This window comes from Bacillus cereus (assembly GCF_002577405.1).
Taxonomy (GTDB): domain Bacteria; phylum Bacillota; class Bacilli; order Bacillales; family Bacillaceae_G; genus Bacillus_A; species Bacillus_A cereus_AU.
In genome coordinates this window covers 29,252-49,147 of record NZ_NULR01000031.1, presented here as the reverse complement: position 1 = coordinate 49,147, position 19,896 = coordinate 29,252, and the positions used below count along the sequence as shown (strand labels likewise).

Here is a 19,896-nt window from a genome sequence, read left to right as displayed (position 1 = left end):
AGAGTAGGACGTTGCCAGGCTTGTATTATTCCGCAGTAGCTCAGCGGTAGAGCTATCGGCTGTTAACCGATCGGTCGTAGGTTCGATTCCTACCTGCGGAGCCATTATGCTTCCATAGCTCAGCTGGTAGAGCACTTCCATGGTAAGGAAGAGGTCACCGGTTCAAGCCCGGTTGGAAGCTTGGGAACAGTTTTTTAAATTTTGGCCCGTTGGTCAAGTGGTTAAGACACCGCCCTTTCACGGCGGTAACACGGGTTCGAATCCCGTACGGGTCACCACTTTTGGAGGATTAGCTCAGCTGGGAGAGCACCTGCCTTACAAGCAGGGGGTCGGCGGTTCGATCCCGTCATCCTCCACCATATATGTTTAAATGTCGGAGGGGTAGCGAAGTGGCTAAACGCGGCGGACTGTAAATCCGCTCCTTCGGGTTCGGCAGTTCGAATCTGCCCCCCTCCACCATTTTCTTTAAAATAACCTGAAAGGGTTTATTTTTTTGAAAAGATAACCATACTAGTAAATATTAATGGGCTATAGCCAAGCGGTAAGGCAACGGACTTTGACTCCGTCATGCGCTGGTTCGAATCCAGCTAGCCCAGCCATTTAAGAGCCATTAGCTCAGTTGGTAGAGCATCTGACTTTTAATCAGAGGGTCGAAGGTTCGAATCCTTCATGGCTCACCATTTTCGCGGAAGTAGTTCAGTGGTAGAATACAACCTTGCCAAGGTTGGGGTCGCGGGTTCGAATCCCGTCTTCCGCTTAATTACTAAGGGGCCTTAGCTCAGCTGGGAGAGCGCCTGCCTTGCACGCAGGAGGTCAGCGGTTCGATCCCGCTAGGCTCCATCGAAGTAGAAAAAGCTTACATCATATGATGTAAGCTTTTTTTGTGTTTTAAAAGACAACTTTCATATTTGTCGTTTAAAATGAAGAAAACGTAAAATAAAGGATGGGGGATAAATTGTGAAAGTTGTCATTGCATCTGATTCATATAAAGAAAGTTTAAAAGCTATAGAAGTATGTGAAGCTATTGAAAGGGGTTTTAGAGCAATTTTTCCTAAAGCAGAGTATGTAAAAATACCAGTTGGAGATGGAGGGGAAGGAACAGTTGCTTCACTTGTTGATGCCACAGGTGGAAGAATTATATCACTTAACGTGACAGGACCACTTAAAGAGAGCGTACAAGCCTTTTACGGCATGTCCAAGGATAATAAGACAGCATTTATTGAAATGGCAGCAGCATCAGGATTACAACATGTTCCGATTGAAAAGCGAAATCCTCTTATTACAACAACAAAAGGAACAGGAGAACTTATATTACATGCACTAGACCAAGGAGCTGAGCATATTATTTTGGGACTTGGAGGAAGTGCTACAAATGATGGTGGAGCAGGTATGTTGTCAGCTTTGGGAGTCAGATTTATAAATGGAGAGGAGGAAGTTATAGAGCCATCTGGAGGAACATTACATTCGATTGCAGCAATTGATTTTTCGCGAATGGATTCACGTCTAACACATATAAAGATAGAAGCGGCATGTGATGTAGACAATCCCTTAATTGGAATAAGGGGAGCGTCTTTCGTATTCGGGAGTCAAAAAGGTGCGACTGTAGAGGTGCAAAAAGAGCTGGATGAGAATTTAAAGCATTATGCGAATATCCTTAAACGGTACTTATCTTTTGATGTATCTAAAATACCTGGTGCAGGGGCAGCGGGAGGAATGGGAGCAGCCGTTATTGCAGTTCTAAAAGGAAACCTGCGGAGGGGAATTGAAATTGTATTAGATTATACAAATTTTGATAAGCATATAGAAGGTGCGGATTTAATTATAACTGGTGAAGGTAGAATAGATGAACAAACAGCATATGGAAAGGCTCCTGTAGGTGTTGCGGGGCGCGCGAAACATTTTCATATTCCTGTGATTGCTATTGGAGGATCTGTATCTCCGAATTATCCGGCCGTTTACGAAAAAGGAGTTGATGCAGTATTTAGTATTACATCGAGTCCGATGACATTAGAAGAAGCATATAAAGCGGCAGAAGAGAATATCGAAATGACAGCAAAAAATATTGCAGCAGTGTGGAAACTAGCATCAGAAAAACGCTTCTAAATGTAGAAGTGTTTTTAATTATTATCTAATAATAGTGATAGCAGTTATTTCATTAAGTTAACTTTATACATAGAATAGTCTTAAAATTTGGATTTTAACGCAGATATAACTGAATAAATTGTATATCCATGCAGGAAAATGTCGAGTTGAGTCAGACTATATAAAAGATTTAAAATATTTAGGAAGGCATAAAAGGGGGATACTATCTATGAAAAAAGAAATCTCAGTTATTGGAGTTCCAATGGATTTAGGACAGATGCGTCGCGGGGTTGATATGGGACCAAGCGCGATCCGTTATGCAGGGGTAATTGAAAGAATTGAACAAATTGGATATAACGTTAAAGATTTGGGAGATATATGTATTGAGAGAGAAAAAGAAGTAGATGAAAATACAAAATTAAGAAACCTTACACAAGTTGCAACTGTATGTAATGAATTAGCAAGTAAGGTGGATCATATTATAGAAGAAGGTCGCTTTCCACTTGTATTAGGCGGTGACCATAGTATTGCTATCGGTACGCTAGCTGGTGTAGCGAAACATTATAAAAATTTAGGTGTTATTTGGTATGATGCACATGGTGATTTAAATACAGAAGAAACTTCACCATCTGGAAATATTCATGGTATGTCACTTGCAGCAAGTTTAGGCTATGGACATCCAACGCTTGTAGACTTATACGAAGCATATCCAAAGGTGAAGAAAGAGAATGTTGTAATTATCGGTGCACGTGCATTAGATGAAGGAGAAAAAGACTTTATTCGCGATGAAGGTATTAAAGTATTCTCAATGCATGAAATCGATCGTATGGGTATGACGGCTGTTATGGAAGAAACAATTGCTTATTTATCTCATACTGATGGTGTACATTTATCATTAGATTTAGATGGTCTTGATCCTCATGATGCACCAGGAGTTGGAACACCTGTAATTGGTGGTTTATCTTATCGTGAAAGTCACTTAGCGATGGAAATGTTAGCGGAAGCGGATATTGTTACATCTGCTGAGTTTGTTGAAGTAAATACGATATTAGATGAGAGAAATAGAACGGCAACAACAGCAGTTGCTTTAATGGGTTCTTTATTCGGTGAAAAACTAAAATAAATGTAAGAAAAGCAACTGAGAAGTTGCTTTTTTTATTTGAAAATAGGCGTATAATAATGATTTATATTATACTGTACGATAAGAAAGTTTGACATCTTACCAATTTAAACTAAAGGGGGGTTGTTTGTAATTGTTGTTTGTTTCATGTATGGTATAATTAACTAGTTGTTGGAAATACATACAGATAGAGCATAAAACAATATTTCAATATATGGATAGAATTGCTCGTAAGTAGGAGGAAGGGTTAGCATGCCTTTTGAAGATACGACCATTTTGAAATATCTTAGTACGGTATTAGATATTGCCGTTGTATGGTTTATTATATATAAGCTAATTCTTATAATCCGAGGGACGAAAGCTGTTCAACTTTTAAAGGGAATTACAGTTATTATTGTCGTTCGGATGATCAGTATTTTCCTTGAATTGCATACGCTATATTGGCTAACTGAACAAGTATTAACGTGGGGATTTTTAGCCGTTATTATTATCTTTCAGCCAGAATTGCGAAGAGCACTTGAGCAGCTAGGGCGCGGGAGTTTATTTTCACGTGTTGGAACTCATGAGGATGATGAACCTGAAATGGTTGCGACAGCGATAGCAAAAGCAACGGAATATATGGGAAAACGTAGAATTGGTGCATTAATTACTTTGTCAAAAGAGACCGGTATGGTTGATTATGTGGAAACGGGTATTCCGCTAAATGCAAACGTATCATCGGAATTACTCATTAATATTTTCATTCCAAATACGCCTCTTCACGATGGAGCAGTAATTATGCAAGGAAGTACAATTAAAGCAGCAGCGTGTTATCTTCCGCTATCGGAAAGCCCATTTATTTCTAAGGAGTTAGGAACTAGGCATCGTGCTGCAATGGGAGTTAGTGAAGTCACCGATAGTATTACAGTAGTTGTGTCCGAAGAAACTGGCCAAATTTCTTTAACGAAAAATGGTAAGTTGCATCGTGAGTTGAAGACAGAACAGCTGAAGGATATGTTGTTAGCTGAATTTAGTGTGAACGAAAAAACGACCTCTTCGTCTTTATGGAATTGGAGGAGAAAGCGTCATGGATAAGTTAATGGAGAATCATTGGTTTTTAAAAGGAATCTCATTACTATTGGCGTGTATGCTTTTTATGTCAGCGACTTTAACTGAAAAAAATACAACATCGGGTATAGTACCTTTCGTAAGTGAAGCGAAAGAAACATTAACTAATTATGCTATTAACCTTAAGTATGACGAAGATAAATATATTGTAAGTGGGATTCCATCAGAGGGAGTCAAGGTGAAGTTAGAAGGCCCAAAATCCGCAGTTGCGACAGCAAAAGCAAAAAAACAATTTGACATACCAGTTGATTTGCAAGGCCGTCAAAAAGGAACTTATGAAGTTTCTTTAAAAACGAACGGACTTCCCGATGATGTGAAAGGGACCGTTCAACCATCAAAAATTAAAGTCACTCTTCATGAAAAAGCGAAAAAATATATTCATGTAGATCTAAAATTATCAAATGAAGATCAGATGCCAGCAGGTGTTACTCTTGAGAAATCAAGTATTACACCCGATACTGTTGAAGTAGTTGGTACGAAAGAAGAAATTGAAAGTATTTCTTCTGCTAAGGCATATATCGATTTAAAAGGTGTTAATAAAACTGTTACAAAAACAGCCGAAGTTACATTATACAATAAAGAAGGAAAACGTTTAAATGTAAGGACAAATCCATCTAAAATTAATGTAAAGTTGAATGTAGCGACGCAAGCTACAGCCAATAACACTGAAAAAACTGTTCCTGTAACGTATACGAAAAAGGGCAGTTTACCAGAAGGATTGGCTGTTACAAATATTAGTGTTGAACCGAGAGAGGTAACGATAGCGGGTCCAAAAGATATTTTGGATAATATACAATCTATAGAGGGGGTCGAAGTAGATCTTAGTCAATTGACAGAGTCTACAGCATTCGATACCTCTGTTTTATTGCCAAAGGGTGTAATAAGTGCAAAACCAAATCAAGTGAAGGTTTCCGTAGGAGTGCAAAAAAACAAACAAACGAAAACTAGAACGATTGATGGTATCTCAATTCAAAAAAATGGGATCCCTAAAGATGTTACTGCCCAGCTACTTTCACCACAGGATGGGAAGATAAGCGTTGATATTTCAGGAGAAGCAAGTATAGTAGATAAAATAACAGCTGATCAAATAACAGCAGTAATTAATTTACAAAATGTATCTCCAGGGACGAAAGATATTCCGATTCAAGTGAGCGGCCCTGGTAATGTTGCAATAGAGCCAAAACAAAAAAGTGCTAAAGTTACAATTGTGAAGAAAGAAAATCCAGATAAAGAAGTGCAGGGTAACGGTGAACAACTAGATTCAAATAATAATCAAGATAATCAAACTGAAAAACCAAAAAATCCTGAAGCTGAACCTGAGGTTGAACCTGATCCAGAAAAGGACCAGGAAAAAAATGAAGATAAAGAAACTAGTCAAGAACCAACAGTAGATAATCAAAAAGGGCAAGAAAAAGGAGCGAATCATAATGGGTAAATATTTTGGTACAGATGGAGTGCGCGGGGTTGCAAACCAGGAGTTAACACCTGAATTAGCGTTCAAAATTGGACGTTTTGGTGGTTATGTATTAACGAAAGATACAGACCGTCCAAAAGTAATTATTGGCCGCGATACGCGTGTATCTGGTCATATGTTAGAAGGAGCTTTAGTAGCAGGTCTATTATCAACTGGAGCAGAAGTAATGCGTCTTGGCGTTATTTCTACACCAGGTGTTGCTTATTTAACAAAAGCATTAGGTGCACAAGCAGGTGTTATGATTTCTGCATCTCATAATCCGGTACAAGATAACGGAATTAAGTTCTTCGGTTCAGACGGTTTTAAATTAACAGATGAGCAAGAAGCAGAAATCGAAGCTTTATTAGACAAAGAAGTTGATGAATTGCCACGTCCAACAGGTACTGATCTTGGACAAGTGAGCGATTACTTTGAAGGTGGACAAAAATATTTACAATATATTAAACAAACTGTAGAGGAAGATTTCTCTGGTTTACATATTGCTTTAGATTGCGCACATGGTGCTACGTCTTCTTTAGCTCCATACTTATTTGCAGATTTAGAAGCTGATATTTCAACAATGGGAACTTCACCAAATGGTATGAATATTAACGATGGGGTAGGTTCTACGCATCCAGAAGTATTAGCTGAATTAGTAAAAGCAAAAGGTGCTGACATCGGTCTTGCTTTTGATGGTGATGGAGACCGTTTAATCGCTGTAGATGAAAAAGGAAACATCGTTGATGGCGATCAAATTATGTTTATTTGTGCAAAGTACATGAAAGAAACTGGTCAATTAAAACATAATACGGTTGTTTCAACAGTTATGAGTAACTTAGGTTTCTACAAAGCGCTTGAAGCAAACGGTATTACAAGTAATAAAACAGCAGTTGGTGACCGCTACGTAATGGAAGAAATGAAGCGTGGTGGATATAACCTGGGCGGAGAACAATCAGGTCACATCATCTTACTTGATTACATTACAACTGGTGATGGAATGTTAAGTGCACTTCAACTTGTAAACATTATGAAAATGACGAAAAAGCCATTATCTGAGCTTGCAGGTGAGATGACGAAATTCCCACAATTACTAGTAAACGTTCGTGTAACAGATAAAAAATTAGCACTTGAAAACGAAAAAATCAAAGAAATTATTCGTGTTGTAGAGGAAGAAATGAACGGTGATGGCCGCATTCTTGTTCGTCCATCTGGAACAGAGCCACTTATTCGTGTAATGGCAGAAGCACCAACACAAGAAGTTTGTGATGCTTATGTACACCGTATTGTAGAAGTTGTGAAAGCTGAAGTTGGCGCTGAATAATTCAGTGAATTTATTGAAAAGGAGCACAAGAAGTGCTCCTTTTTCATATGTTTTATAGACGATGAAAAAAATTTCATTGACGGTTTATATTGTTTGTTATAAGATGGTCTTGTTCTTTTTCTCAAAGTAAATATTGTGAATTATAAAAGCGCCAGAACTACAAGTAGTGTAGTTGACGAGGTGGAGTTTATCGAGATTTCGGCGGATGACTCCCGGTTGTTCATCATAACCGCAAGCTTTTACTTAAATCATTAAGGTGACTTAGTGGACAAAGGTGAAAGTGTGATGAGAGAAAAGGAACGGATGAAAACTAGCTGTATAAGTGTGTATACGGACTTAAACCCAATTGAGAGGAAGGTGAAGCCGTTACAAGCTTACAGGGCTAGCGATATGTAATCCGTTTTTTTAATATAAATAAATGGTATCAGACTATGTCGTTACATGTTCGCGGAGCAGTGTAAGCATTTGTAACGGCGACTAAACATGTGTGGAATCGTAGGATTTATTGGAGAGCAAGATGCAAAGGAAATTTTATTAAAAGGTTTAGAAAAGCTAGAATATCGTGGGTATGATTCAGCAGGTATTGCAGTACAAGCAGAGAACGGTGTTGTTGTATACAAAGAGAAAGGCCGTATTGCAAAACTTCGCGAAATCGTAGATGAGAGCGTAGCAGCAAGTGTGGGAATCGGTCACACACGCTGGGCTACACATGGTGTTCCAAGTAAAGTAAACGCGCATCCGCATCAAAGTACATCAAAACGCTTTACACTAGTTCATAACGGTGTAATTGAAAACTATGAGTTAGTGAAAAAGGAATATTTACAAGATGTAACGTTCGTAAGTGAGACAGATACAGAAGTTATCGTGCAGCTTATGGAACAACAAGTGAGCACAGGACTAAGTGTAGAAGAAGCGTTCCGTAATACGCTATCTCTTTTACATGGCTCTTATGCAATCGGACTACTTGATGCTGAAAATCCAAACATGATTTATGTTGCTAAAAACAAAAGCCCGCTATTAGTAGGTGTTGGTGACAACTTTAATGTTGTGGCGAGCGACGCTATGGCGATGTTACAAGTTACAGATCAATTTATCGAGTTAATGGATAAAGAAATCGTAATTGTAACAAAAGAAAGCATTACAATTAAAAACTTACAAGGTGAAACGATTGAACGTGCACCTTATACAGCGGAATTAGACGCAAGTGATATTGAAAAAGGAACATACCCTCATTTCATGCTTAAAGAAATCGATGAGCAACCACTTGTAATCCGTAATATTATTCAAAAGTATCAAGATGAAAATGGCGAAATTGAATTAGATCAAGACATCCGCAATGCGATTTTAGATAGCGATCGTATTTACATCATTGCATGTGGAACGAGTTATCATGCAGGCCTTGTTGGAAAGCAATTTATCGAGAAGTTTGCAAAAATGCCAGTTGAAGTACACGTAGCAAGCGAATTCTCTTACAACATGCCATTATTAACAGAAAGACCATTCTTTATTTACATTTCGCAAAGTGGTGAAACAGCAGATAGCCGTGCAGTACTTGTACAAACAAACGAAATGGGTCATAAAGCATTAACAATTACAAACGTACCTGGTTCTACACTTTCTCGTGAAGCAGATTATACACTTCCATTATATGCGGGACCAGAAATCGCAGTTGCATCAACGAAAGCTTACACAGCACAGCTTGCAGTACTTTCAATTTTAGCAGCGGATATCGCTAAAGCGAAAGGTGAAGTTCTTGATTTCGATTTAACATACGAACTAGGACTTATAGCAAATGCAATGGTAGAACTTTGTGATCAAAAAGAAGAAATGGACGCATTAGCAAAACAATTTTTAGCAACAACGCGTAACTGCTTCTTCATCGGACGTAGCGTAGACTTCTTCGTAGGTTTAGAAGGTGCGTTAAAACTAAAAGAAATCTCTTACATCCAAGCAGAAGGATTTGCTGGAGGAGAATTAAAACACGGTACAATCGCCTTAATCGAAAACGGTACACCAGTTATCGCCCTTGCTACACAAGAGCACGTAAACCTTGGAATTCGTGGTAACGTGAAAGAAGTAGTAGCACGCGGAGCTAACCCATGTATCATCTCAATGAAAGGCTTAGAAATGGAAGGCGACAGCTTCGTATTACCAGCTGTACACGAAGCACTAGCACCGCTAGTAGCAGTTATTCCATTACAGCTTATCTCATACTACGCAGCACTTCACCGCGAGTGTGACGTTGATAAGCCACGTAACTTAGCTAAGTCTGTTACTGTTGAGTAGGAGATTGGTGGATTTGAAATAAAGATACGATGTTTTACCCCTTTAGATATAGCTATCTAAAGGGGTATTTTTGTGTTAAAAAGAACATCCAAAATCGATAAGTGAGAGTCAGGCTGCCCGTACTTAACTAAAGTATCGCTTTTATTTGTCTGAATTTTTCGTTATCATTTTAAGTATTCTTGAACAATTTCCTTTATTATGAAAAGAAGAGAGGATAGATTACTAGGGGGCTTATTAATGAACGTGAAAGAAAAAACATATTTAAGTATAGAAGAGATTATTTCGTTACCAACTGTATTAAGTACAAACATAAGTGATGATGGCAAGAATGTAGCATTTGTTAAGAAGACGACTAACTGGAAAGGCAATACATATAGGAATCATGTATGGGTATATGAAAAAGATAAGGAGCAGAGTTTCTCATTAACAAATGAGGATATAGATAGTACATGCCCGTTATGGTCTCCAAATTCTAGGGATATTGCATACCTTAGGCCTGTCGGTAATGGGAAAAATCAAATCTTTGTTAAGTCACTAGATGGTTATGGTGGGGTGCAAATTACTGATGAGGAAGAAGGGATCAGTACATTCAAATGGGAGCCTACTGGTAAAGGTTTTTATTATGTTGCACAATCAAAAGAATGCGAGGAAATAAAGAAGCGTAAGGAGCTATATGGAGATTTCCAACATGTAGGCAAGGAACATCAGAATAATTGTTTATATTACATTGAAATAGAAAAAGTGATACAAAATGATAAAGAGGAACGAGAGATTAGCGGCGTTTATCCATTAACTGATGGTAAGGATTTTTATATCCATGGCTTTGATATTTCAAATGATGGGACAAAGGTTGTATTTATGGCTACACCAAGTCCGAGCGACCATATGAATGGTGATCTATACATATTAGATATTGAAGCTGGGGAACTACAAAAAATGAATATAGACAAGTTGTTGGGAGGGAGCATTTGTTTTTCTCCTGAAGGTAGTAAAGTATGTTACTCAGCAAGCATAAAAGAGAAGGATTACTATAGAAACCATATACAAGAAAGTACGTTAGAGATATATGATATGAATACTGGAGAGGTAATTCAGCCTCTAACAAACTTTGATAGTACGGTTACGCCATTACAGTGGACAGCTAAAGGAATTTTAATTAGATGGCAGGATAAAACGAATTATCGTATTGGATTACTAGCTGAAGATGGCACTGTGGAAGCATTAAGTGACAACGTAGATGGCTTTATAATGGATGCCTCTATAACAAAGGATGGAAATCATATAACCTATAGTAAGGCTATAACAAATGAAACCTTTGAAATCTATTTAGATGATAAAAAAATAACGAATGAGAATAGCTTTTTCGAAGGGAAGCTAAAAAGTAATAGGCAAATCATCTCATGGAAAAGTAGTGATGGTCTTGAAATAGAGGGTGTTTTATCAACTCCAGTAGAGTTTGACGCGAATAAAAAATATCCTTTATTAGTAGTAATTCACGGCGGTCCGGCTTGGGCATCTTTTCCGATATTTTCAGACTGCTTCAATGAGAAATATCCGATTGAACAGTTTGTTGAAAAAGGCTTTATCGTTTTAGAACCAAACTACAGGGGAAGTTCTGGTTATGGTAATGAATTTTTAAAAGCAAACTATAGAAAACAGGGAATCGCTGACTACGATGATGTTATATCAGGGGTGGATAAGCTAGTTGATCAAGGGATGGTAGATACAGATAGAGTAGGAGTTATGGGATGGAGTAACGGAGGATATATATCAGCTTTCTGTTCTACATTTAGTAGCAGATTTAAGGCAATTTCAGTTGGGGGCGGAATTACGAACTGGAGTACCCATTATGTGAATACAGATATCCCTTACTTCATTAGGATGCATTTAGGAAATACTCCATGGAATGATCCAGAGATATATACGAAAACATCACCAATGACGTATATTAAATCAGCCTGTACGCCTACCTTAATCCAACATGGTGAACAGGATGCAAGAATTCCAGTTACAAATGCATATGAGCTACATCAAGGGTTAAAAGATATGGAAGTTGATACAGAATTAATTATATTTAAAGGAATGGCATATAGTTCTGACCAACCAGGAGTTCATGTGGCTATTATGAAGCAGAACTTGATGTGGTTTTCGCACTATATTCTTGGAGAAAGTATGGAGGGTTTTAGTACTATATGATGGATATCCGCACAGGGATTTTTCGTTGTGCAATCGGGTCAGATTGTTGAAAAAGAGATACAACAAATTATATAATTTGTTGTAAACTGCATGCAAACCATTATGATTATAAGGAAACGTAATTCGGAGGACTAATATGATAGAGAATAAAAATGTGTTACCAGTAGAAAAACGTGAAGAGTTATTCAAAGTATTGAAAGCTCGTTTTGAGAAGAATATGAACCGCCATGAAGGTCTTGAATGGATTAAAATCGAGGAAAAGCTGGATGCTAATCCTGAAAAATTATGGTCACTTAACGAAATGGAAGTGACTGGCGGTGAACCAGATGTTGTTGGGTATGACAAAGAGAAGGACGAGTATATTTTCTGCGATTGTTCAAAGGAGAGTCCTAAAGGCCGCAGAAGCCTTTGTTATGATCTTGAAGCGTTAGAATCAAGAAAAAAACATAAACCAGAAAATAACGCTATTGATGTGGCAACCGCTATGGGTATTGAACTATTAACTGAAGAACAATATCGAGAGTTGCAACAACTTGGAGATTTTGATATGAAATCATCAAGTTGGGTACAAACACCTTCAGATATTAGAGAACTTGGCGGTGCTCTTTTTTGTGATTATCGCTTCGGACACGTTTTCGTGTATCACAATGGAGCAGATTCCTATTATGCTGCTAGAGGATTTCGTGGTTCGTTAAGGATTTAAGTTTGGCATAAATAAGAAAAGAGCCTGCATTCAGGCTCTTTTCTTATATGATTTATTTAGGTAATGTAAATTTAGCTTTTTTACCTTGTGAAATATCTTTTGCTTCTTTATTTCTCATAGGCCCTAACTCAATCTCAAAGCTTTTGTCTTTCCAAATCTTTTCATACTGCTCTTGATCTAAAATATATACTTGTAGTAACTCTCCAGACGTTCCTGTTTTGACTGAAGCATTATAGTCGTAATTTAATAGCATACCTTCACTAATCGTATATTGTGTACCATCATTTACTCTTAATGTAGAGCTTATAGGAGATAGTGCAACGTCTTGAGCATCTTTGTTATCAAGTTTGAATTGTACTGTTAATAGAACAATACCGTTTTTGAAATTTGCAAAGCGTGGAGCTTCGACGGAATTTGGTGTGAATTGAGTAAATTGGTATCCATCTAATGTAACATTAACAGCGCCTAATTCTTGGCTGTTATTAATATTTGATTTCTCTTTTAACATTTTTTTATCGCCCATGTTATTAGCTGTAACTTTATCTTGGTAGAAAGTTTTATCTGCTGCAACCTTTTCAGCGCCTTGAGCGTTTAAACTTAATGAAAAGTTTCCAGGGCTTCCGATTGGGGCATCAAATTTCCCTTTATTAGCTTGTGCAGTTGGAACTGTGACTGAGACTGTTGAGAGACTTGAAATTTTCGCTAAATCATCTTTTCCAAATGGATAAGCGATATAACCAGAAATAGTTTCTCCTGCTTTTACTAAGTAATCATTCGTTGGAGCAAGCTTAGTTGGTAGCTGATCTTCTTTTGGAATTAAATCTTTATAGTTACTATATACTTTCTGCGCACCAGTAAACGACATGTCCAATGCTGGCATATAATAAATATCTTTAGCTGAACTATTTTTTACGCTATAGTTCACAAGAATAACCCCGCCCTCTGTTTGGCGGTTAAATGGAATGTCGAAGTCCGTATGGAAGCCATTTAATTCAACTAATGCATAACTATTCATTGTTACTGAAACATCTTCAGCTTTATAGACTTGTGGTTCCTTATTTTCAAAAAGAACTTTTGTTTTACCACCTGTTTCTTTTTCCATATAGGAAATCAGCTTGGAATAATCGCTTGAGCTAGTAGCTGTAGCTTCATTTTTTTTATCTTCTGATTTTTTATCTTCTGATTTTTTTTCTTCAGGTTTATTTTCTTTCGCTGTATCCGTTTGTTCTGTTTTGCTTTCTTTGTTTGCAGTTTCTTTTTGTTCTTTATTTGTCGTATCGCTTTGACCGCAGCCAGTTATTACAAAAGCTGCTACAATTATTGTAGAAAATAAAGAAAGTAATTTTTTTGACATGTTTCTTCCCCCTATTTTTTAAAAACTAGATGAGTCTGTATAATCAGACCATCTATAACTCTCACATTAGCCCCATGTTTTATTATAAGAAAGTGAACCATTATTTACCAGAGTTTTTCTGATTGTTTTTATTATTTCAATATCTAATTTTGATAGGGATAGGATAAATTTATTAGTGAATATTGGTGAGCCGAAAGATGCAGCAAGGCTCATTAAGTTTTTAGTAAGCGAAGAAGCAGAGTGGATTACTGGACAAGTTATTCATTCAGAAGGTGGGTTTAAAAGATAAAAAGAAGGTATCTCACCCTGGTGAGATACCTTCTTTTTTAATCTTTCTTCAATCTTCGTGCAACACCATTCCCTAAAGACTGTAAGCCTTGAACGAGGACAATTAAAATAAAGACAGTCGCATACATTACTTCAGGTTCATAGCGTAAATGACCGAAGCGATATGCTAAATCCCCTAGTCCACCAGCGCCTACAAGGCCAGCCATTGCTGTTGCACCGATTAGGCCAATGGTTGCGATTGTTAACCCAAGTACAAGAGATGGGCGTGCTTCTTTAACCATGACGTGCCAAATGATTTTAATAGTAGAAACGCCCATTGCTTGATAGGCTTCAATGACGCCGCGATCCACTTCTAATAAAGCAGTTTCCATTAAACGTGCAATGTAAGGAGCTGTGAATACGACAAGTGGCACGATAACACCTTGCACACCAATGGATGTTCCCATTAGAAATTTTGTAAAAGGCAAAATGAAAAATAATAGAATGATAAATGGAAGAGAGCGAATGACATTGATGACTGTATTAAGAATAGGATAGACAATTTTATTTTCGTGCTGTCCACCAGGTCTCGTTAAAACAAGTGTGACACCAAGAGGTAATGCGATAAGGATAGAGATAATTAGTGAAATAGATGTCATTTGAAATGTTTGAATTGTCGCTTCCCATATGACGTTACCCCATTCATCCAAAAAGGACTTGTTTCCCATAATCTATTCTGCCTCCTTCTATGATGATGCCTTGTTCTTGTAAAAATGATAAAGCACGGTGTACTTCATTTTTTTCACCTTGCATATGAATGACAAGTTTCCCATATGCCTCATGTTTTAACTGTGTAATATTACCGGATAAAATATTCGGATATACTTGGAAACGTTTTGTAGCGACAGCTAATGCTGGTTCTCCTGAAGAATTTCCTATAAAAGAAAGTGTTACAATTTCACCAGTAGTTTGTAGTTCTCTTTGTACTTCTTCTGGAATTTTCGCTGCGAATGCGCTATTTACAAATTTCTTCGCTGTTACATGTTGCGGGTTTGTGAAAATATCTTTCACAGTCCCGCTTTCGACTATAGCCCCTTGTTCCATAACGGCAACGCGGTCACATATACGCTGGATGACATTCATTTCATGTGTAATGAGTAAAATCGTAATTCCAATTTCTTCGTTGATCTTTAATAGTAAGTCAAGAATAGAATCGGTTGTTTCTGGGTCTAAAGCACTTGTTGCTTCATCGCTTAATAAAACTTCAGGTTCATGTGATAGTGCACGTGCAATGGCAACACGCTGTTTTTGACCGCCAGAAAGTTCACTTGGATATGCATCTTTACGGTTAAAAAGATCGACAATGCGTAAATACTTTTCTACCCTTTTTTCAATTTCTGCTTTTGGAATGCCAGCAAGGCGTAAAGGTAATGCAATATTTTCATAGACGGTAACAGTTTTAAGTAAATTGAACCCTTGAAAAATCATTCCGATTTTTTGTCGCGCTTTTGCTAGTTCTTTTGTCGATAGTGTTGTTAAGTCTTGATTGTTTACAATGATAGTTCCTGTCGTTGGTTTTTCTAATAAATTTACACAGCGAATTAATGTACTTTTACCAGCGCCGCTATATCCGATGATTCCAAATACCTCGCCCTTGGCCACTTTAAGAGAAGTTGATCTAAGAGCTTCGACATTCCCTTTTTTTGTTGAAAATACTTTGGAAATATTTTTTAATTCAATCATTATCGTCAGCTCCTACCAAGACGGTAAAACAGAACCATCAAATTTTTTCTCAATAAATTCTTTTACTTCTTTAGATTGATAAGCTTTCTTTAATTTGTTTACGACAGCATCATCTTTATTTTCTGTACGAACAACAACCCAGTTCACATATGGTGAATCTTTTCCTTCTCGGAAAATAGAGTCTTTCGCTGGACTTAATTTTGCACCTAATGCGAAGTTCGTGTTAATTGCAGCTGCCTTTACTTCACTTAGCTGTGTTGGTAATTGAGCGGCCTCTAATTCAACAATCTTTAAGTTTTTTGGATTTTCAATTACATCTTTTGCAGTCGCTTTTTCTGTAGCCTTTGGATCAACCTTTAAAACTCCTGCTTTTTCAAATAGCTTTAAAGCTCGAAGTTCATTTGTTGGGTCATTTGGGACAGCAATTGCATCGCCCTCTTTTAAGTCTTTTACATCTTTTATGTCTTTAGAATATACGCCCATAGGGAATGTTACTGTTGAAAATACTTCAGTTAATTTCATGTTTCGTTCGGCTTTAAATACGTCTAAATAAGATTTAGTTTGATAGCTATTTACATCAAGGCTTTTTTCATCTAAAGATACGTTCGGTGCTACATAATCATTAAATACTTTTACATCAATTTCGAGCCCATCTTTTGCTGCAACTTCTTTCACCTTTTCAAAAATTTGTTCATGCGGCCCGCCTGTTACACCGACAGTAATCTTTTTCTCATCTAATGCCTTAACTTCTTTATCAGAGCTGGCGCTACATGCGCCTAATAATAGTACTGCTCCGCTTACAATGCTTAGTAATACTTTCTTCATCTATAATTCCCCCTTAATATACGTTCCAAAATAAAAAGCACCTCTCAAAATAAGAGAGGTGCCGAATAGACAAAATAGGTTCCTCTCTTATCTTCCAAAACGAAAACTCGTTTTGCAGGAATTAGCACCTTAGCTTATACGTTATAAGCTCGGTTGCCGGGCATCATCGGGCCAGTCCCTCCGCCACTCTTGATAAGAGTATGTGTATGTAGTTTTTTAATATGGTACTAATAGTAAATCTTACAAAAAGAATTGTCAACAATATTTTCAGAATATATTTTATTTTAAGGTAATCGAAACGTTTCCTTTTTTGCGCCCTGTTTCTACGTACATATGGGCCTCTGAAATGTCTTCTAACGGGTAAGTTCTATCAATAACAGGCTTTAAATTTTCTGTTTCAGTTAGTTTTTTTAATAGAAACATATCTTCTTTACTTACCTTTGCCATCATGCCATTAACAGATACATATACACCAGTAGACGTTAATGCTTTTTTTCCAAGGGATCTTTTATGTTTTCCAACAGCATCAAATATAATATCATAGTATTCACCCTGCTTTGTAAAATCTTCTTTCGTATAATCAATTACTTTATCAGCCCCTAAAGATTGCACTAGTTCAAAATTTGAATTGCTACAAACAGCCGTAACGGTTGCGCCAAAATATTTAGCAAGTTGTACGGCTGCTGTTCCCACGGATCCAGATGCGCCGTATATGAGCACTTGTTGCCCTCTTTTTATACGGGCCTTTCTTAGAAAGTGTAATGCCGAAGTTCCGCCAAAGGGAATAACTGCGGCTTCTTCATACGTCACATTGGTAGGTTTTAATGCTACTAATCCACTTTCATGTACACATGTATATTCTGCATAACCACCAACATTAAGCTCTGTTAATGCAAAAACTTGGTCTCCCTTTTTAAATAGAGTTACATCCGTTCCTACTTCTTCGATTTCCCCGGATAATTCTACGCCGAGTATAGGTTTTCTAGGTTTTCTGAAACCCAATATAATCCGCATAGGAACCCAAAATAAGAGGGGGCTATTAAAGCCACGTATTCTACAATCTCCAGTCGTTACACTTGTTGCGTGAATTTTAACTAATACTTCATTCTTTTTAGGTTTAGGCTTTTCTATATTTTGAAGCTGGAGAACATTAGGTGGTCCATACTTTGTGCAAATAATAGCTTTCATAATGACCTCCTGAAATTAGTTGTTTTCTTTACATCATATTTAAGTGTTTCTTGAAACATGTTGTTATGAGAGGAATAAAGTTTGAGCCAATACAATTGCCAGCAGCAAAGTGATAGTCTTGATGAGGGAGGGACCTGAAATAAGTGGGCTCTCTCTTTTTTGTTAATACTTTCTTCTTAGGAAAATAGGTACAATATGAAGAGGAAGAACGTTAAAAGAGGAGAGTGCCATTTGAAAAAAAGAAAGATAGTAGTTGTCATTATAGCGTATACGGTGTTGTTAACAGCGTCTATACAGACGTATAAAAAACAACTCGATCATCCTATTATGAGTGATGTAGGTAAATTGCTTCCGACAAAAATAAAACGTGTTGAAAGTGCTACGGATGAGAACTCGTTAATAAAATTAGTGCAAGATGCAAAAGTTTCAGGAGAGAAAATTTCCATTGCAGGTATGCAACATAGCCAAGGCGGACAGACATATTATCCGAACGGTACGATGCTTGATATGAAAGGATATAACGAAATATTAGAGTTTGATCCAGAGAAAAAGAGGATTAGGGTACAAAGCGGTGTTACATGGAATGATATTCAAAAGAAAATAAATCCATATGGCCTTGCGGTTCAGGTAATGCAGTCTCAAAATATTTTTACTGTTGGTGGTTCATTAAGTGTAAATGTACATGGACGTGATATTCGTCATGAAGCATTGATTGACACAGTCGAATCATTTCGACTATTAATGGCAGATGGCAGTGTACGTAATGTAAGTAGAGAAGAGAATGCTGATTTATTTCCCTATGTCATCGGCGGTTACGGGCTATTTGGTGTCATTTTAGATGTGACGCTGAAATTAACAGATGATGAATTATATGAAATGCATACGAGAATGATAGATTATAAAGAATATACGACGTATTTCAAAGAGAAGGTAAGAAAAGATGAAAATGTTCGTATGCATTTAGCACGTATTTCGGTCGCTCCAAATTCATTTTTAAGAGAAATGTATGTGACGGATTATGTATTGGCAGAAAATCAACAGAGGCTGGAAGAGTACAGTGAATTAAAAGAAGAAAATATTATAGCAGCACCGAAATTTTTGCTTGGGTTATCACGTTATAGTGATTGGGGAAAGAATACATTTTGGGATATACAAAGAAGTTATTTTGAACGTACAGACGGACAGTTTGAGACGCGAAATAATGTTATGAGGTCAGATAGTGCCTTTATGGAATATGAAAATCCGAACCTTACAGAAGTGTTACAAGAATACTTTGTGCCCATCGATTCTTTTACGGAATACATAGATGATTTACGTAATGCGTTAAACGAAGAAGAACTGAACTTGCTTAATATTACGATTCGTTACGTGGAAAGGAATGAAAATGCAGTTTTATCCTATGCGAAAGATGATATGTTTGCGTTAGTTCTTTTAATTAATCAAGGGCGCTCTGAAGATGAGATAAAGAAAACAGAAGGTATCATTCGGAAGATGATCGATGTTACTTTAAAATATAACGGTAGTTACTATTTGCCATATTATTCTTATCCAACGACAGAGCAGTTAAGGAGGGCATATCCTCGTATAGAAGAATTTCTTCAGAAGAAGAAGGACGTAGACCCAGAAGAGAGATTTGTGAATTTATTTTATAGGGAGTATACGAAATGACATATAGAAGATTTGTAGCGTCACAAAGTATCATTATGATGGCTGGAAGTATGGTATTTCCTTTTTACATTCTATTGCTCCGGAATGTTGGAAATAGTTTTTCACAGTTTGGTTGGGCATATGGCTTATTTGCTTTAACTTCAGCACTTGTATATCCACTAGTAGGAAAGATGTCTGATAGAGTAGGAGATAGAACATTATTAATAATATACGCTTGGTCCATGGCGATATTAATGCTGTGTTTTCCGATTGCCACAGAAGTTTGGCATGTATACATTCTTCAAATTGTAATGGGAATTTTAGGCGCTGTGCAGCGTAACACTGAGAAAACGTCTTTAGCAAGAAAGGTGATGCAGGAAAAGGCAGGATATGAGATTGGAAAATATCATGTGTGGACATCGATTGGAGGAGCAGTAGCAATTATTGGAACGGGGTATTTAGTAGATTTCTTTACAATTGGTACGATTTTTTATATTGCATCAATCTTATATGTAGTGAGCGGAGTTGTATTAAGTAGTAAAAAAGTGTGATCATTCCCATTTTTACCTGAATACCCTTTATTTGTTATACTGAAAGGGAAAAT

15 protein-coding genes, 9 tRNA genes, 2 pseudogenes and 1 riboswitch are annotated in these 19,896 nt (G+C 37.1%); of the genes and pseudogenes, 21 read left to right on the top strand and 5 right to left on the bottom strand.

Features of this window, described 5'->3' with window-relative positions; translation table 11 throughout:
* Positions 1–29: 29 nt before the first annotated feature.
* The 18 genes and pseudogenes from COC96_RS26120 to COC96_RS26040 all read left to right on the top strand — a co-directional run bounded on the left by COC96_RS26120 (position 30) and on the right by COC96_RS26040 (position 12,268).
* Positions 30–104: transfer RNA gene (locus COC96_RS26120), tRNA-Asn, on the top strand.
* Positions 105–108: 4 nt separating this feature from the next.
* Positions 109–181, top strand: a tRNA-Thr gene (locus COC96_RS26115).
* A 22-nt stretch (positions 182–203) separates the two neighbouring features.
* Positions 204–278 (top strand) — tRNA-Glu (locus COC96_RS26110).
* A gap of 5 nt (positions 279–283) precedes the next feature.
* Positions 284–359: transfer RNA gene (locus COC96_RS26105), tRNA-Val, on the top strand.
* Positions 360–375: 16 nt separating this feature from the next.
* Positions 376–459: transfer RNA gene (locus COC96_RS26100), tRNA-Tyr, on the top strand.
* Positions 460–524: 65 nt separating this feature from the next.
* A tRNA-Gln gene (locus COC96_RS26095) sits at positions 525–599 on the top strand.
* A gap of 5 nt (positions 600–604) precedes the next feature.
* Positions 605–680 (top strand) — tRNA-Lys (locus COC96_RS26090).
* Between the two features lie 5 nt (positions 681–685).
* A tRNA-Gly gene (locus COC96_RS26085) sits at positions 686–757 on the top strand.
* Positions 758–767: 10 nt separating this feature from the next.
* Positions 768–840 (top strand) — tRNA-Ala (locus tag COC96_RS26080).
* Positions 841–957: 117 nt separating this feature from the next.
* Positions 958–2,103 (top strand): glycerate kinase, encoded by a 1,146-nt coding sequence (locus COC96_RS26075; protein ID WP_098268963.1) that lies wholly within the window; start codon positions 958–960, stop codon positions 2,101–2,103.
* Positions 2,104–2,311: 208 nt separating this feature from the next.
* On the top strand, positions 2,312–3,205 hold the full coding sequence (gene rocF / locus COC96_RS26070) for an arginase (protein WP_098268962.1): 894 nt from the start codon (positions 2,312–2,314) through the stop codon (positions 3,203–3,205).
* Between the two features lie 249 nt (positions 3,206–3,454).
* Positions 3,455–4,276: a diadenylate cyclase CdaA gene (cdaA, locus tag COC96_RS26065; RefSeq protein WP_097903373.1), complete on the top strand. Its 822-nt coding sequence runs from the start codon at positions 3,455–3,457 to the stop codon at positions 4,274–4,276.
* A complete protein-coding gene (locus tag COC96_RS26060; RefSeq protein WP_098268961.1) occupies positions 4,269–5,744 on the top strand; it encodes a CdaR family protein in 1,476 nt (491 codons plus the stop codon). The genes cdaA and COC96_RS26060 overlap by 8 nt, the downstream gene beginning before the upstream one ends.
* Positions 5,737–7,083 carry a phosphoglucosamine mutase gene (gene glmM / locus COC96_RS26055; RefSeq protein WP_098268960.1) on the top strand — a complete coding sequence of 449 codons (1,347 nt, stop codon included), beginning with the start codon at positions 5,737–5,739 and terminating at the stop codon, positions 7,081–7,083. Before COC96_RS26060 ends, glmM begins: the two co-directional genes overlap by 8 nt.
* 285 nt (positions 7,084–7,368) lie before the next feature.
* Positions 7,369–7,554: pseudogene (locus tag COC96_RS28625) on the top strand (hypothetical protein).
* Positions 7,555–7,566: 12 nt separating this feature from the next.
* Positions 7,567–9,369, top strand: a complete 1,803-nt coding sequence (glmS, locus tag COC96_RS26050; RefSeq protein ID WP_098268959.1) for a glutamine--fructose-6-phosphate transaminase (isomerizing) — start codon at positions 7,567–7,569, stop codon at positions 9,367–9,369.
* Positions 9,370–9,606: 237 nt separating this feature from the next.
* Complete coding sequence (locus COC96_RS26045) at positions 9,607–11,565, top strand: S9 family peptidase (protein WP_098769687.1); 1,959 nt, start codon at positions 9,607–9,609, stop codon at positions 11,563–11,565.
* Positions 11,566–11,701: 136 nt separating this feature from the next.
* Positions 11,702–12,268, top strand: coding sequence for a DUF4256 domain-containing protein (locus COC96_RS26040; protein ID WP_098268957.1), 567 nt, complete (start codon positions 11,702–11,704; stop codon positions 12,266–12,268).
* Positions 12,269–12,320: 52 nt separating this feature from the next.
* Here the strand turns inward: COC96_RS26040 and COC96_RS26035 are convergent, their stop codons facing one another.
* Positions 12,321–13,622 (bottom strand): DUF5068 domain-containing protein, encoded by a 1,302-nt coding sequence (locus COC96_RS26035; RefSeq protein WP_098268956.1) that lies wholly within the window; start codon positions 13,620–13,622, stop codon positions 12,321–12,323.
* 181 nt (positions 13,623–13,803) lie between these two features.
* Between COC96_RS26035 and COC96_RS26030 the strand changes: the two are divergent.
* Positions 13,804–13,911, top strand: a pseudogene (locus COC96_RS26030) (SDR family oxidoreductase); the annotation flags it as partial.
* Positions 13,912–13,948: 37 nt separating this feature from the next.
* Here the strand turns inward: COC96_RS26030 and COC96_RS26025 are convergent.
* The 4 genes from COC96_RS26025 to COC96_RS26010 form a co-directional block, all read right to left on the bottom strand.
* On the bottom strand, positions 13,949–14,617 hold the full coding sequence (locus COC96_RS26025; RefSeq protein ID WP_098268955.1) for a methionine ABC transporter permease: 669 nt from the start codon (positions 14,615–14,617) through the stop codon (positions 13,949–13,951).
* Complete coding sequence (locus COC96_RS26020) at positions 14,592–15,632, bottom strand: methionine ABC transporter ATP-binding protein (protein WP_098769686.1); 1,041 nt, start codon at positions 15,630–15,632, stop codon at positions 14,592–14,594. Before COC96_RS26020 ends, COC96_RS26025 begins: the two co-directional genes overlap by 26 nt.
* A 12-nt stretch (positions 15,633–15,644) precedes the next feature.
* Positions 15,645–16,457 (bottom strand): MetQ/NlpA family ABC transporter substrate-binding protein, encoded by an 813-nt coding sequence (locus COC96_RS26015; RefSeq protein WP_098268954.1) that lies wholly within the window; start codon positions 16,455–16,457, stop codon positions 15,645–15,647.
* A gap of 84 nt (positions 16,458–16,541) precedes the next feature.
* Positions 16,542–16,656, bottom strand: a riboswitch (SAM riboswitch).
* Between the two features lie 80 nt (positions 16,657–16,736).
* Positions 16,737–17,645 carry an NAD(P)-dependent alcohol dehydrogenase gene (locus COC96_RS26010; protein ID WP_098268953.1) on the bottom strand — a complete coding sequence of 303 codons (909 nt, stop codon included), beginning with the start codon at positions 17,643–17,645 and terminating at the stop codon, positions 16,737–16,739.
* Positions 17,646–17,876: 231 nt separating this feature from the next.
* On the opposite strand from COC96_RS26010, the gene COC96_RS26005 reads away from it, so the two are divergent.
* Together COC96_RS26005 and COC96_RS26000 are read left to right on the top strand one after the other, a co-directional pair.
* Complete coding sequence (locus COC96_RS26005; RefSeq protein WP_142340043.1) at positions 17,877–19,313, top strand: FAD-binding oxidoreductase; 1,437 nt, start codon at positions 17,877–17,879, stop codon at positions 19,311–19,313.
* Complete coding sequence (locus COC96_RS26000; protein ID WP_098268951.1) at positions 19,310–19,843, top strand: MFS transporter; 534 nt, start codon at positions 19,310–19,312, stop codon at positions 19,841–19,843. Before COC96_RS26005 ends, COC96_RS26000 begins: the two co-directional genes overlap by 4 nt.
* The last annotated feature ends 53 nt before the right edge of the window (positions 19,844–19,896 follow it).